Here is a 14,278-nt window from a genome sequence, read left to right as displayed (position 1 = left end):
AAGCACCCTTCAAATTAGACTAAAAGTGTCCAACTTTCGGGGTGCAGTTCACTATGGATCGAGGTTTTTTGATCTAAAGTCTGCTTTTTAGCACTAAATCTGAAATATGATCTAAGTAATATTCCTCTTTCATTTCTGGCTGCAAAGCATAGCTCTGATTTGGTTGAATTCCTTGCCCCTCAATCATTAAACCATTGGGGGTGTAATAATGTGAAACCGTCATTTGCAAAGCAGCGCCATTGGGTAGCGGAAATAGCTTTTGCACCACGCCCTTGCCATAACTGGTTTCCCCAACAACCCATGCACGTTTATGCTCTTTTAAGGCGGCTGCAAAAACTTCCGCTGCCGAAGCTGAACGCCGATTAATCAACACACCTAGTTTCAGATTTTGAAACTCCTTCGATGGCAAAGCTTGAAATTGTTGATCACCTTCAGAACGACTCTTTGTGGTAACAATCAAGCCCTGATTTAAAAATAAGTCCGCAGATTCAACCGCAGCAGAAAGGAGACCACCTGGATTATTTCTTAAGTCCAAGACCACTGCTTTCAATCTTGGTGAACCAAATTCTTCAATTAGTCGCTTAATCTCATTAGCTGTATCTTGTTGAAAAACTTTAACTTTAAGTACTAACACTTGATTAGATAGCAATACTGGCTCGATATCTGTTTCTACTTTTTTATTTCTCACCAAAATCACAGTACTTGTGGTGTTCTCTGGTAATATCTGTACTGTGCTACCAATCGAACCATACAGCAAACCTTGTACTTGATCTTGATTTAAACTTTTTAATTCTTGATTATCAATTTTAAAAATCGCCTGTCCATTTTTCAGACCTAACTTATTTGAATCCGACCCTGTTTTGAGATCTTGAACTTTCCATAATTTGCTATGCTGATCAAAACCTAGATTGAAATCAACTGAAGCTAAGTCGCCTTCCGTATATTGGATCAATTGACGATATTCTTCAGCTGACAGATAGCGTGAATAGGGATCTAAGCCACTGACTAGACCTTTGATCGATTGCTGAAATAATGCATCATCTGATTTTTTTTCAACATAATTGTCTCGGACAATGCCATAGATCTGCACAAACTGTTGAATTGATTCTATTGGTACTTCAGCACTTCGGGATGGTGGATTCTCCCCCCATCCCGATAATGGTGCAGCAACAAGCGTATGCCCCCAACACAACAACAAACTGGCAAATACAGCGCGATAAATGTTGTTGCGTGGGGTCATTCTTTCACCTTATTGTAAAGTAATTAGATTTTTTCCTTGCATCTCTTGCGGTACAGGGATATTCATCAAATGTAATAATGTTGGTGCAACATCTGCCAATACACCACCTTCAGCAATGGTTGCTTGAGTAGGGCCAACATAAATAAATGGAACAAGTTCAGTTGTATGCTGAGTATGTACTTGACCGCTGTCATAGTCTTGCATTTGCTCTACATTACCATGATCCGCCGTAATTAACATATGCCCTTTGTTTGCCATCACCGCATCATAAACACGTCCGAGGCAGGTATCGACTGTTTCTACTGCTTTTACCGCGGCATCAAACACACCTGTATGCCCAACCATATCTCCATTGGCATAATTCACCACCAATAGATCAAATTCGCCTGAGTTAATTGCATTGACCAATTCATCCGTCACTTCAATCGCACTCATTTCAGGTTTTAAATCGTAGGTCGCAACATTCGGAGACGGAATCAAAATCCGCTTCTCACCCACATACTCATCTTCACGTCCACCGCTAAAGAAGAAAGTCACATGTGCATATTTTTCAGTTTCAGCAATACGCAATTGGGTCTTACCTAAGCTCGATAAATACTCACCAATCGAATTTTTTAATTCTTCTGGCATATACGCAATTGGTGCATCAATACTGGCTTGATAACGTGTCAACATGACGAATTTTGAGAGTTGTGGAACAACCTTACGTTCAAAACCCGCAAAATCTTTTTCCACAAAGGCACGGGTAATTTCTCGTGCACGATCGGCACGAAAATTCATAAATACAAGGCTATCCCCATCTTGTACTTTAACAATCTCGCCGATACGTGTTGCTTTGACAAACTCGTCATTTTCTTCAGCAGCATAGGCCTGTTCTAGCCCTTCAACTGCTGAGTTTGCCACACGAACAGCCTCACCTTCGGTCATCAAACGGTAAGCTTCTTCGACACGATTCCAACGATTGTCACGATCCATAGCAAAATAGCGACCAATCATTGATACAATACGTCCTTGATTTGGGTATTGAGCAAATAAAGCATCTAATTTTTCTAATGAGGGTTGAGCACTACGTGGCGGTGTATCACGCCCATCAAGGAATGCATGTAAATACACTGTTGCCCCACGTTTTAGTGCAAGCTCACACATCGCAACGATATGATCTTCATGTGAATGTACACCACCCTCTGAAAGTAGGCCCATCACATGAACTGCACCATTGGCGGCCTTGGCTTTCTCAACCGCATCGACCAATACTTCATGCTCAAAGAAATCCCCTGTACGGATATCTTTTGTAATACGAGTAAAATCTTGATATAGCACGCGACCCGCACCAAGATTCATATGCCCTACTTCAGAGTTACCCATTTGCCCATCAGGAAGACCAACATCTTCTCCAGAGCCAGAAATTAAACTATTCGGATGCTTGGCTTTCATCGCAGTCAAATTTGGGGTTTGCGCAGCTAAATACGCATTATCTTCAACTGCTTCACGATGTCCTACACCATCCATAATTACAAGAACGTGAGGAATTTTGCCAGCATTTGCATCCGTCATAATGGACTCTCTGTTTGTCTATCATTTGATCGGCATAGTTTACCGAAATTTACATCAATTCTCTATGATCTTAACGATGGCTTTCACCAATGTTCGCGATAGAGCAAGCATATCGATCAACTCGCTATCTTGCTCGGTACAATAAATAGCTTCCGATCATAAACATCAGCACCACTGGCAGTAGTACAAACCATGCAGGTGACGGTGCATAAACCAAACTCGCGTATCCCATAAAATCTTGTAGATAGAAAAAACCGAGTCCCGTAAAGAGCGCAATCACCAATCTAAATCCCATAGATTGTTGACGTAAGGGACCAAAAATAAACGAACATGCGATCAACACCAAAGCAATCAAGGCAAATGGTGAGGCCACTTTCTGCCAAAATGCCAATTCATAGGTTTTAGGCACTTGGCTATATTCCTCCATATAACGCATAAAACTGATCAACTGAGTAGGAGATAAATCTTCAGGATCTATCGTTACCATATGGACATATTTTGGTTGCAATGCCAATGCCAGTGCTTGGTTGGCATGATCTGTTTTAATCGCATTCCCTTGAGGCAATAAATCAATCTGATGAGACTGTTCAAGTGTCCACTGTCCATCTTTAACAAAATTCCCTTGTTCAGCTGTAACAAAAGACTGTAAACGGTAGTTTTCGTCAAAATCAATGGATTGGATATTACGCAACTGACCTTGCGAGTTAGCATAATCAATATAGGTAAAACGCTGCCCTTCTCTCGACCAATAACCTTTAACTTCACCTAGTGCAGCGACGCTTCGTTGTTTTTTAATACTTTGGGCCTTTTCATTGGTATAAGGGATCACCCATTCACTCAATGTAAAGGATAAAACAATCAGTAATAAAGCTGACCGCATCACCCACCCCACGATTCGCCAGAGACTGATCCCGACCGAACGCATGACGATCAGTTCGCTATTAGAAGCCAGTGCACCCAACCCCAAAACAGAGCCAATCAAAGCAGCGACAGGTAAAATTTCATATAAATAACGCGGTGCACCCCATAACACATACAGAAATGCTTGCCACGCATTATAGTTTGGCTTTAATGAGCCCAACTCACCCAGATAGGTAAATAGGACTTGTAAAAAAGACAGCACCAACGTCGTACCGAGCATTGCCAGTACCGTGGTTTTTGTTACATGTTTGGCGACTATTCGACGTGCTAACATCACAACCCCACTCGTTGCATACTTTTCTTAATTTTAGGTGCTAATTTTTGTTTACGCGTAAACAGGGCAGCCGCAATACCATAAATCAACAACACTGCAGGATAAGCCCAAATATCTAGCTCTTCTTTACTAATACGCGTTTTAATCGCAATCATTAGTACGATTAAACTGGCAAAAATAAAGATAGCGGGAATCAGACGATAATATCGCCCTTGACGTGGACTCACTTCAGAGAGCGCGACCGCAAGGAATAACGCCACAACCATCACGAAAGGACCAAAGATACGCCATCCTAACTCTCCTCTTACCACGAAATCATCACGCTTTTGCCACAACTTCGACATCGATAAAGCTTCAACATCTTCACTTTCAAAGTTGACATCTTTGTCATTTTCTAAACGTAAACGATAAGACTGAAACTCGGCTTGCGTATATCTTGGCTGATTGGGATAAATCTCGTAACGGCGACCTTGCACTAAGTCGACAACACTCGCAGTATCATTTTCAATTTCAACTCGTGTAGCCTCTTTCGCCAGAATCATTTGATCAGGCTTGTCTTCACGATCTGATTTATAATAGTAAAAGATATCTTTTAAGTTTTTTCGGTCTTCTGAAAGAGAGCCAGCATAAATAGTATAGGAACCAGAAGAAATAAACTCTTTGGGTCGCACCAAATCAAAGCCAGCTCGTACAGCTTGAGTTTGCATCAAGCTCTGATAACCTCTTATGCCCGCTGAAGCCCCCCAGCACATGAGTACCGCCTGTACAATCAAAAATACAGCAGTCATCGGTAATAACAAACGTGTTAACTGATTACGGCTCACCCCACTGCCATTTAATACCGCCATTTCATGATCGACATACAAACGACCAAACACCAACATTAAACCAATGAAAAAGCCCAAAGGTAAAATCAGCGTTAAAAACTCAGGTAGACGATAAGCAATAATACTGAGTAGCACGCCACCATCGAGACGACCTTGTGCAGCGCGCCCAAAAATTTTGATGAGCTGCCCACCCATAATAATCAAAGTGAGCAAGGCCGTCACAACCAAAGAGGTGGACACCACTTGTTTGACGAGGTAACGTCGAATAATCAAAGTAATGCTTCCAAAAAAACCAATCGAGGGGTATCGCTAGTTTACCCGAATGTTAAAAATATAAAACCTATCGCATGTTGCGGATTGCAACCTCATATCTGAAAGTGTTTAATGAGATTATCTTTATTTTTTACCGATTAGGTTCTAAACAAACAATGAAATTTACTCTTGATCATGCCTTTCCAACACAAACAGCAAGTGAATCTTTATGGATTTTGGTGGATTCAGAACAACTACAAACCAATCTAAACTCCTACCAAATCAGTCAATTAGAAGAAGTCTTAACCGCAACTCACTTTAAAGCAAGTTTTAATGAAAGCTTAGCTTTAATTGCAAAAGTTGCGGAGCACAGTAACACCCAACTACTCGGACTTGGAAATGCCACTGAGCTCAAAGCAACCAAATTAGCAAAACTTGCACAAACGATTATCAAATCATCACAAAATAAATTTAAACAAATTAGTGTTGATTTATCTGCACTACCAGCAGAGCTTCATTCACTATTTGCTTTAAGTTTGACTCAGGCTGCTTATGGCTATGACGAGTTCAAATCAAAAAAGAATGCGTTTGTACTCGAAACTATCCACCTGATTGCGAGCCAGACAACTTTAGATGATGCCCAACTCAATCTGATTCATGCAGTTCAATCTGGCCAAAGCTATGCTCGAGACTTAGGCAATCGTCCTGGGAATATTTGTTTTCCTGAATATCTAGCAGATCAAGCACTTTCTCTTGCAGCACAATATCCAGACCATTTAAAAGTAACGGTACTGGATGAACAACAGATGGCTGACTTGGGCATGCATGCATTTCTTGCCGTTAGCAAAGGTTCAGACCGTCCAGGGCGTATCATCACGCTAGAATATAATGCCAAAATTGAACAAGCACCTGTCGTTCTTGTTGGTAAAGGTGTAACGTTTGACACTGGCGGTATTTCACTGAAACCTGGCTTAGGCATGGACGAAATGAAATTCGATATGTGCGGTGCAGCATCCGTACTTGGCACCATGCAAGCACTTTGTGAAGCGCAGTTGCCAATTCATGTGGTGGGGGCAATTGCAGCAGCAGAGAATATGCCTTCAGGTGGCGCCACTCGTCCCGGAGACATTGTCACGACGATGAGTGGTCAAACGGTTGAAATCCTCAATACCGATGCAGAAGGTCGTTTAGTTCTATGTGACACCTTAACTTATGTAAAACGTTTTAATCCTGCGTTGGTGATTGATATTGCGACACTCACAGGTGCATGTGTTGTTGCATTAGGTAAGGTCGTGAGTGGCTTATTTACACCAGATGATGAGCTTGCCCAAGCATTACAACAAGCTGGTGAACAGTCACACGATCGTGTATGGCGTATGCCAGTCATGGAAGACTATCAAGAATTACTAGACTCTCCATTTGCCGATATTGCCAACATTGGTGGCCCTCATGGTGGTGCAATCACAGCCGCATGTTTCCTTGAGCGTTTTACCCGTGACTATCGCTGGGCACATTTGGACGTGGCTGGTACTGCATGGTTATCAGGTGCAGCCAAAGGTGCGACAGGACGTCCAGTCCCTTTACTGATGCAGTTTTTAGCAAATCGTGTTGAAGCGAAAAACTAACACATGACACAAGTCAGCTTTTATCTCTTTGAAAAGAGTACCGAACGGCAAGTCGAAAGTGCTTGCCGTTTATGCCGAAAGATTCTGAATCAGCATCCACAAATTTGGTGGTATTGTACTGATTCAGAGATTCAAAATGAGCTTGATGACAAATTATGGAGTTTTGATCCCAACAGCTTTATTCCACATGGCATCGACGAAAGTCATAGTCCCGTCTGTATTTCAGAACAATTACCGCCATCCAATGATTGGATCGTGTTTAATTTTAACAATCATGCACTTGAACAAATTCAAGATTTTCGCCACATTATCGAAATTATCGAGAATAATGAAACTGCGAAGCAACTTGGACGAGAAAAATTTAAAACGTATCGTCGTTTAGGTATCGAGCCTCGAACTTTTAAATTATAAATCGACAAGCAAGCGTATCATTTGAGGAGTGTGGTGTGGCATTAAATGTAGGTCAAGATTTTAAAAAACGCTGGTTAAATACCCCTGAGGCTGTACGTCAAACCTATCAGGATGATTTAGCACGCATTTGTGATCTGCTATTACCACAAACCGCCATTCAAACTTGGCGTCAGCAAGAAGAACAAGCTGAACTGCGTTCACAGCAACGCATTGATCAAGCCTATGCTGATCTTAAAGCAGAGTTGATTGAACAAGCTCGTATTCGCAAACAACTTACCTTAGAAAAAGCCTTAGCTGAGAAACGTGCTGCTGAAGCAGCCTACGCCGCCCAACTTCAAGCCGATGAAGTACGACAATTTCAACAACAAACTGAAAATCTCTTGGCATTACGTGAGCACATTGATCAGGAAATCAATGCACAAACCGAACGTTATCAAAGCAATCCTGAACAACCAAGTATTGATTATGCTCAAGGACAACGCCTCACAATTGATGACCAGCAAATTCTTTCAGAATTAGAAAGTGTTCGTGTTCGACTCGAATTAGAAGCCGAAAGTTTAATTGAACAAGCCGTGACTGTATTCAGAGCTAAACTACATGCAGTGGCGCAAGACGAAATCGAATACATCTTGAAAAATAGTGAATTTTCTAACGACCAGTAAATATTAAAAAGCCCAGCGAAACTGGGCTTTTTAATGAGCTAGATTTTTATTTTAAAAATCCATTTTCAGCTAAAAAAGCCATACTAATATTCGATTCAGCTTTTTGCTCGGCCGCCTTATCGCCTAGCAACAAACGCTCAATGTAACGCGCAAGTACATCAACTTCCAAATTCACTTTAGTGCCCACTTGCCATGTTCCAATGTTAGTCCGTTCTGCAGTATGCGGAATCAAGTTTAAACTTAAAATATTGCCACGTAGGTGATTAATGGTCAGGCTAATTCCATCTACCGTCACAGATCCCTTTTCTGCTAAATATTTTGCAAGTTCAACAGGTGCTGTAACTTCAAAATAGAGGGAACGCGCATCTTCACGAACCAGCGTAATCTCACCTAAACCGTCAACGTGACCACTCACAATATGCCCACCAAAACGTGTCGTTGGCAACATGGCTTTTTCCACATTGACAGCTTGACCAACTTTCCATTGGCCTAGTGTGGTACGGTTCAAGCTCTCACGTGAAACATCGGCTGCATACCAGTGATCTCCCCACTCAATCACAGTGAGACAAATCCCATTGGTGGCAATTGAATCGCCCAAATGCACATCAGACATGTCTAAATCAGTCTGAATACGCAGACGAACATCACCACCTACACTTTGTAAGCTTTCTACCTTACCTAAACTTTCAATAATGCCTGTAAACATGGGACTTTTAACCTACCTTTATTGCAGTACGCATCGCAGTAAAGCAAATACCTTAAAGCAAAGAAACCCAGATAACAAGGCACGCTTAGTTCAAATTCAGATGAATAAAAAGGGCGATCCTCTGACCGCCCATGTTGCTATAGATATAGATGAAGTGATCAACTATTGCATTTCTGATACTTGTTTTTCGACAGGATGCGTTTCTTCAACTTTATTGCTCAACAAGAAATGGCTAAAAAACAGTTTATAGCCCAATACTCCTAAGCAAGCCCCAACAATTGGCGCAAGAATAGGAACAATGAAATATGGAATATCTCGTCCACCCGTAAACGCAACGGGTCCCCATCCTGAAAAATAGGCAACGATTTTCGGACCAAAATCACGTGCAGGATTCATGGCAAAGCCTGTCAGCGGTCCAAAAGATGCTCCAATTACGGCAACCAATAGACCAACTAAAATTGGTGCTAATGGCCCACGCGGTAAACCATTGCTGTCATCACCAATCGCCATGATTAACCAAAGTAATAGCATGGTGATAAACATTTCCACCATAAACGCCTGACCAAGCGACAATAAATGATGCGGATATGTCGAAAAAATTCCAGCTAACTCAAGGCTTTCAATACTACCTCGTACCATATGATGCGTCTGTTCGAAATCTACAAACAAACTGCTATACAGTCCATATACCATCAACGCACCGGTTGCAGCGCCCGCCACTTGAGCAATGATATAAAAAGGAACTTTGCGTTTATCAAAGCCTGCAAATAAAGCCAAAGCGATGGTCACCGCTGGATTAAGATGTGCACCTGAAATACCTGCCGATAAATAAACTGCTAAGGCAACTGCTAAGCCCCAAACAATACTGATTTCCCACAGACCTAAATCTGCTCCAGCAAGTTTAAGTGCAGCCACCACACCGATACCAAATGATAAAAAAATTGCGGTAGCAAAAAATTCAGCTACACATTGCCCCAATAATGTGGGTTCCGAGCGACTCATAACAACCTCTCTTGGTCATCGCTACTCATAGGCAAGACCCTAAATTCAGCTCGGAAAACTATATTTATTTTTAAAATCGGTCAATCATCTTTGATAGTTTTTTGAACGATTGATAAAACTACTCCCTACCCAAATCAAACTTAAAGAACGAATAACCACCACATAAAGAGTATGCATAATTATTTGTTTTATCTATAAATTAATATAAAACACCATAGTAAATAAATTCAAAAAGATTAAGCTTCACCATCTAGAAATACAATAAAAATTACAAGATATTTATCATAAAAACAGTGAGTTATTTAACAAAACGATTCTATTTATTGTATTAACCGATTAAATAAGAGAATGAAATAAAAAAACACCACTTTGTATGGCAAAGTGGTGTTTTTGTTATCTTACCAAAGTGCAAGTTGGGTACTATTTCCTGTGGTATCAACACCGCCCAATTCGGCAAAGTGATACAACTGACCAAGTAACTGCCGCAATGGCGGACCAGACTTTGCGTGAGTATCTGTAATCACAATAAATTCAAGTACGCGTGCGCGCTCTGACTGACGCTGCTTACTAACGCGATAACGAGGAACATCTTGCGTTAACAACGTGACCTTGCCACGTTTTAAATTTGCGGTCAGTAAATCTTTTGGCTCAATATTCCCATCAGTCGAATAACTGGTCAAGATATAGCGCGCATTAATCGTTTCCAATAACTTCTCATAGGCATCTTTGGCATGCTTGGAAGAATTATAAGGACTTGGACGTTCTTTGCGCCACGCACGATCAATCCCGCTCTTGAAACCTTTAGTATCAGGTGAAGGCAAATCAACCTGATCCCATAAAGTCAGCGCATTCAGGACATGATAGTTACTGCTATAAGCATGTTGATTATAAGGCGGATCGAGATAAGCAACATCAACTTCAAAGCCACTCATTTGATTAGCCAAATGTTGTGAATCAACACACCACACTTCTGCGGCAGGACGTTTTGCATCTCCAATCTCACAGAAACGGCTTGGTGTTAACCAAAGTAATGATTCGATTCGTTCCAAAGCAGTTTGAGTACGTCCACCCCAACCTTGGTGGAAGCTTTTAAACACCCCACTGGTGTTGCTCACAAAACTTGCTGAGTAAAGTAACGGTGCGAGTAAAGCACTCATTTCAACATCATTAATCGCACCTTGTGCTTGCCAAGTTGCAATCTGCTGACGAATCGCATCAATTCGCATCCCATTACGACGCTTAAAGAACAAACGATCACGAGCAGGATCATAGACATCGTCATTACGTGGACACAAATTATGGGTAACCCAACCTTTGACTTCAGGCAAACGGTTTAAATAATCAATCGCTTTTTGATAGCCACCCAATTCTTTAAATGCTGGCGCATCAACACAAGCTAAAATCGCATGATTCAGCGCATGGCTATACGGTTCCCAGTCATTGGCAATCACACGGTAGCCATTTTGACGGGCTAAACGAGAAACCACCCCACTCCCTGCAAAAAAATCAGCAAAAATCGGTGGATTCTTTTTCTTGCTATTCAACGTCCCAGTAATCTCAAGCGCTTCTAAAATAAGATGCAAAAGACGACGTTTATTCCCAAGATATGGAACAAGCTGATGAAAAAGATATTCATCAGTCGTACGGGCAGCATGACGGCGTTTGTGATAAACCGATGGTTCTGGATTCATATCATCTCTTGGATAGGGAGCAATCTCAGGCGAATATCTTGCCCAAGTTGGGTTACATCGACCAACTCAAATCGTCGTTGTTCGGCCATTTGGCTAAATTCAGCATTGAACATCGCCCGAGCAGATTGACCCAGTAAAGTTGGAGCAACATAACTAATCATTTCATCAACCAAACCCTGTTGTAAAAAGGCAGTCGATAAAGTTGCACCCGCCTCAACCAATACATCATATATTTGGTATTGTTGAGAAAGGGTCTGTAATAATTGATTTAAAGGTTGCGGTGACAATTGTATCACGCCTAAATCAGCAAGTTCTTGGCGAAATGGTGTCATCACCATCACGGTTTCAGGATTTTTCAAAATCTTGGCTGTAAGCGGCAATTGCCCCTGACGATCTAAAATAATTCGCTTTGGCTGCACCACTGTAGAAAGATCAACACCCTCTAGTACTCGGACATTCAGCTCACAATCATCGGCTAAAACCGTTTGAATGCCTGTAATCACCGCACCAGAGATCGCCCGCCAGTGTTGCACATCTTGTCGAGCCAAGGTTCCTGTAATCCATTTTGACTCCCCAGAAGCCATCGCAGTACGCCCATCTAGACTTGATGCAATTTTTAAACGGACATAAGGTAAACCTATAGACATTGCTTTTAAAAATCCTAGATTTAAACCTTTTGCAATCTCGGTGCAAACACCCGTTTCAACCTCTATCCCTGCATCTAGCAAGATCTTTACACCTTTGCCTGCAACCAATGGATTCGGATCCGAACAAGCAATCACAACCTTCTTCACTTGTGCCTTTACTAAAGCCTCAGCGCAAGGTGGTGTGCGACCATAATGTGCGCAAGGTTCTAAGGTCACATAAGCCGTTGCATCTTTTGCATCTTCACCCGCTTGGCACAATGCAAAAACCTCTGCATGAGGCTGACCTGCTTTTGGATGAAAGCCTTCACCTAAGATTTTCCCATCTTTGACAATGACACAACCTACATTGGGATTGGGTTTAGTTGAATATTGCCCAAGTCGAGCCAAATCAATTGCCCGTTGCATCCAATACTGCGCTTGAGATAAATGATTTGGGGTTAACTCAGACATAATCTCTCTAACTTAGACTTCATTTTCACGTTGTTGCATCTGCTCAATCTGATGGCGAAAAGCTTCAACATCTTGGAAATCTTGATAAACAGAGGCAAACCGAACATAAGCAACATGATCCAATGCAAACAATGCTTGCATTACAATTTCACCAATCATTCTCGATTTCACATCACGTTCACCGAGACGACGGATTTGCGATTGAATATCACTGAGAACCGTTTCAATCTGTTCTTGGGTCACAGGACGTTTTTGTAGTGCATGCATTAATGAACGGCGTAATTTTGCTTCATCAAACGGCTCACTTTTACCATCTGACTTTAACACACGTGGCATCACAACATCATAACTTTCAAATGTTGTAAAACGCTCACCACAAACCACACATTCACGACGACGCCGAATTTGGCACCCTTCGGCAGCCAAACGGGAGTCAATGACTTTACTATCAGCGGCGTTACAAAATGGACAATGCATAATGGTGCGTTATTTCCTCACTTTGCTTAAGTGTAGCAAAGTTTCTGCAATTGCTGAACTAGAGGACATTCAACCTGCCACAATGCATAAAAAAACAGCTCCTGACTGGAGCTGTTTTTTTAGATCAATTATTCTGATTATTCAATACGTTCGCCATGTTGGCTAAGGTCAAGACCTGTACGCTCATCATCAGCGCTAGCACGAATACCAATCGCAAGATCAATCACTTTCAGGATAATGAAGGTCATCACAGCACTATAAGCGATAGTTGCAAGCACGCCTTCAACCTGAATCCATAATTGTGCCAACATATTGGTTGGCGCATCATCGCCCATAATGAACGAGCTTGCAAAAACACCCGTCAAGATCGCACCAATAATACCACCGATACCATGTAGACCGAATGCATCTAAAGAATCGTCCGCTTTAAGCATACGTTTAAGAACAGTCACTGACCAGAAACATGCAGCACCACCGATCAAGCCCATAATTAAAGCACCACTGACTGTTACGAAACCAGCAGCAGGAGTAATAACCACTAAACCAGCAACTGCACCAGACGCTGCACCTAAAGCAGAACCTTTACCGCGTACAATTTTCTCAACCGCCAACCAAGATAGTGCCGCTGCTGCTGCTGCTACTTGAGTAACAACCAATGCCATACCTGCGGTACCATCTGCTGCATACGCAGATCCACCATTGAAACCAAACCAACCTACCCAAAGGATGCTTGCACCAACCAAAGTTAAGGTTAAGTTATGCGGTGCCATAGACTCTCGACCTAAGCCAACGCGCTTACCAATCATATATGCCGCAACTAAACCAGCAACACCAGAGTTAATATGGACAACTGTACCACCAGCAAAATCAAGTGCTTTACCAGTTAACCAACCACCACCCCAAACCCAGTGACAGATTGGAGCGTAAACCAGTACCACCCAAAGTGCGGCAAAGACCATAAATGCTGAGAACTTCATACGTTCTGCAACAGAACCACTGATAATGGCAACAGTAATAATCGCGAAAGTCATTTGGAAAATGACATCGATAATTTCAGGGAGTGCGCCACCTGTTTCTGCCGTAATACCCGTGAGCATGACTTTACTGAAGTCACCCATAAAGGCATTACCTTCGCCATAAGCGATAGAGTAACCAATAATGACCCAGACTACGCTGACGATCGCTGCTGCACCAAAGCTATACATCATGGTAGATAGAACGTTTTTACGACGTACCATACCTGCATAGAACAGTGCTAAACCAGGCAAAGTCATAAACAAGACTAAAGCTGTCGATACAAAGATCAACATTGTGTCAGCTTTATCTACAGCTTCCACTGCCTCTTCTGTAACTGCAACAACTTCTGTTTCAACAGCCTCAGGTGCATCCGCAACGTCAGTTGTCGTAGATAAGACAACTGCTTCGGTGGTAACAGCATTCTGTTCAGGATTTGGTTCTGCCCAAACGACAGTCGAACCACCTAAGAGTGCGCCAGATAGACTGAGCGCCATAAGCATTTTTTTCATTCGTGTCCCCCAA

13 protein-coding genes are annotated in these 14,278 nt (G+C 42.0%); 3 read left to right on the top strand and 10 right to left on the bottom strand.

Annotation, left to right across the window (positions count from 1 at the left end; translation table 11 throughout):
• Positions 1–73 precede the first annotated feature (73 nt).
• From AAC851_RS10350 to lptF, 4 genes are all read right to left on the bottom strand, one after another.
• A complete protein-coding gene (locus AAC851_RS10350; RefSeq protein ID WP_075316338.1) occupies positions 74–1,240 on the bottom strand; it encodes a S41 family peptidase in 1,167 nt (388 codons plus the stop codon).
• Positions 1,241–1,249: 9 nt separating this feature from the next.
• Positions 1,250–2,794: a 2,3-bisphosphoglycerate-independent phosphoglycerate mutase gene (gpmI, locus tag AAC851_RS10345; RefSeq protein ID WP_100834131.1), complete on the bottom strand. Its 1,545-nt coding sequence runs from the start codon at positions 2,792–2,794 to the stop codon at positions 1,250–1,252.
• 124 nt (positions 2,795–2,918) lie between these two features.
• Positions 2,919–3,989 (bottom strand): LPS export ABC transporter permease LptG, encoded by a 1,071-nt coding sequence (lptG, locus tag AAC851_RS10340; protein ID WP_004637591.1) that lies wholly within the window; start codon positions 3,987–3,989, stop codon positions 2,919–2,921.
• Positions 3,989–5,089, bottom strand: coding sequence for an LPS export ABC transporter permease LptF (gene lptF, locus AAC851_RS10335; protein WP_004637590.1), 1,101 nt, complete (start codon positions 5,087–5,089; stop codon positions 3,989–3,991). Before lptF ends, lptG begins: the two co-directional genes overlap by 1 nt.
• 155 nt (positions 5,090–5,244) lie before the next feature.
• Between lptF and AAC851_RS10330 the strand changes: the two genes are divergently transcribed.
• The 3 genes from AAC851_RS10330 to blhA are packed head-to-tail and all read left to right on the top strand — an operon-like array spanning position 5,245 to position 7,766.
• On the top strand, positions 5,245–6,693 hold the full coding sequence (locus tag AAC851_RS10330; protein ID WP_340600845.1) for a leucyl aminopeptidase: 1,449 nt from the start codon (positions 5,245–5,247) through the stop codon (positions 6,691–6,693).
• Positions 6,694–6,696: 3 nt separating this feature from the next.
• Entirely contained in the window at positions 6,697–7,104 is a 408-nt protein-coding gene (locus AAC851_RS10325) for a DNA polymerase III subunit chi (RefSeq protein WP_005087898.1), read from the top strand.
• A gap of 35 nt (positions 7,105–7,139) precedes the next feature.
• On the top strand, positions 7,140–7,766 hold the full coding sequence (gene blhA, locus AAC851_RS10320; protein ID WP_340600844.1) for a cell division protein BlhA: 627 nt from the start codon (positions 7,140–7,142) through the stop codon (positions 7,764–7,766).
• A gap of 46 nt (positions 7,767–7,812) precedes the next feature.
• On the opposite strand, the gene AAC851_RS10315 is transcribed toward blhA, so the two are convergent.
• The 6 genes from AAC851_RS10315 to AAC851_RS10290 all read right to left on the bottom strand — a co-directional run bounded on the left by AAC851_RS10315 (position 7,813) and on the right by AAC851_RS10290 (position 14,265).
• On the bottom strand, positions 7,813–8,472 hold the full coding sequence (locus AAC851_RS10315; RefSeq protein WP_005083982.1) for a riboflavin synthase: 660 nt from the start codon (positions 8,470–8,472) through the stop codon (positions 7,813–7,815).
• A gap of 162 nt (positions 8,473–8,634) precedes the next feature.
• Positions 8,635–9,474, bottom strand: coding sequence for an MIP/aquaporin family protein (locus tag AAC851_RS10310; protein WP_100834133.1), 840 nt, complete (start codon positions 9,472–9,474; stop codon positions 8,635–8,637).
• 398 nt (positions 9,475–9,872) lie between these two features.
• Positions 9,873–11,165 carry a DNA adenine methylase gene (locus tag AAC851_RS10305; protein WP_075316344.1) on the bottom strand — a complete coding sequence of 431 codons (1,293 nt, stop codon included), beginning with the start codon at positions 11,163–11,165 and terminating at the stop codon, positions 9,873–9,875.
• Complete coding sequence (gene ribD, locus AAC851_RS10300) at positions 11,162–12,262, bottom strand: bifunctional diaminohydroxyphosphoribosylaminopyrimidine deaminase/5-amino-6-(5-phosphoribosylamino)uracil reductase RibD (protein WP_100834134.1); 1,101 nt, start codon at positions 12,260–12,262, stop codon at positions 11,162–11,164. Before ribD ends, AAC851_RS10305 begins: the two co-directional genes overlap by 4 nt.
• Positions 12,263–12,274: 12 nt before the next feature.
• Positions 12,275–12,739, bottom strand: coding sequence for a transcriptional regulator NrdR (gene nrdR, locus AAC851_RS10295; protein WP_004637581.1), 465 nt, complete (start codon positions 12,737–12,739; stop codon positions 12,275–12,277).
• Positions 12,740–12,876: 137 nt separating this feature from the next.
• Complete coding sequence (locus tag AAC851_RS10290; RefSeq protein WP_109439500.1) at positions 12,877–14,265, bottom strand: ammonium transporter; 1,389 nt, start codon at positions 14,263–14,265, stop codon at positions 12,877–12,879.
• Positions 14,266–14,278: the final 13 nt, after the last annotated feature.

This window comes from Acinetobacter sp. HZNU-JH01 (assembly GCF_037996845.1).
Classification (GTDB): Bacteria; Pseudomonadota; Gammaproteobacteria; order Pseudomonadales; family Moraxellaceae; genus Acinetobacter; species Acinetobacter haemolyticus.
This window is presented reverse-complemented; position numbering and strand designations above follow the sequence as displayed.

Bases quoted from the DNA above. Each gene is read 5' to 3' on its own strand.
- AAC851_RS10350 (WP_075316338.1), bottom strand. From the start codon at position 1,240: ATGACCCCACGCAACAACATTTATCGCGCTGTATTTGCCAGTTTGTTG.
- gpmI (WP_100834131.1), bottom strand. From the start codon at position 2,794: ATGACGGATGCAAATGCTGGCAAAATTCCTCACGTTCTTGTAATTATG.
- lptG (WP_004637591.1), bottom strand. From the start codon at position 3,989: ATGTTAGCACGTCGAATAGTCGCCAAACATGTAACAAAAACCACGGTA.
- AAC851_RS10330 (WP_340600845.1), top strand. From the start codon at position 5,245: ATGAAATTTACTCTTGATCATGCCTTTCCAACACAAACAGCAAGTGAA.
- AAC851_RS10325 (WP_005087898.1), top strand. From the start codon at position 6,697: ATGACACAAGTCAGCTTTTATCTCTTTGAAAAGAGTACCGAACGGCAA.
- AAC851_RS10315 (WP_005083982.1), bottom strand. From the start codon at position 8,472: ATGTTTACAGGCATTATTGAAAGTTTAGGTAAGGTAGAAAGCTTACAA.
- AAC851_RS10310 (WP_100834133.1), bottom strand. From the start codon at position 9,474: ATGAGTCGCTCGGAACCCACATTATTGGGGCAATGTGTAGCTGAATTT.
- AAC851_RS10305 (WP_075316344.1), bottom strand. From the start codon at position 11,165: ATGAATCCAGAACCATCGGTTTATCACAAACGCCGTCATGCTGCCCGT.
- ribD (WP_100834134.1), bottom strand. From the start codon at position 12,262: ATGTCTGAGTTAACCCCAAATCATTTATCTCAAGCGCAGTATTGGATG.
- nrdR (WP_004637581.1), bottom strand. From the start codon at position 12,739: ATGCATTGTCCATTTTGTAACGCCGCTGATAGTAAAGTCATTGACTCC.
- AAC851_RS10290 (WP_109439500.1), bottom strand. From the start codon at position 14,265: ATGAAAAAAATGCTTATGGCGCTCAGTCTATCTGGCGCACTCTTAGGT.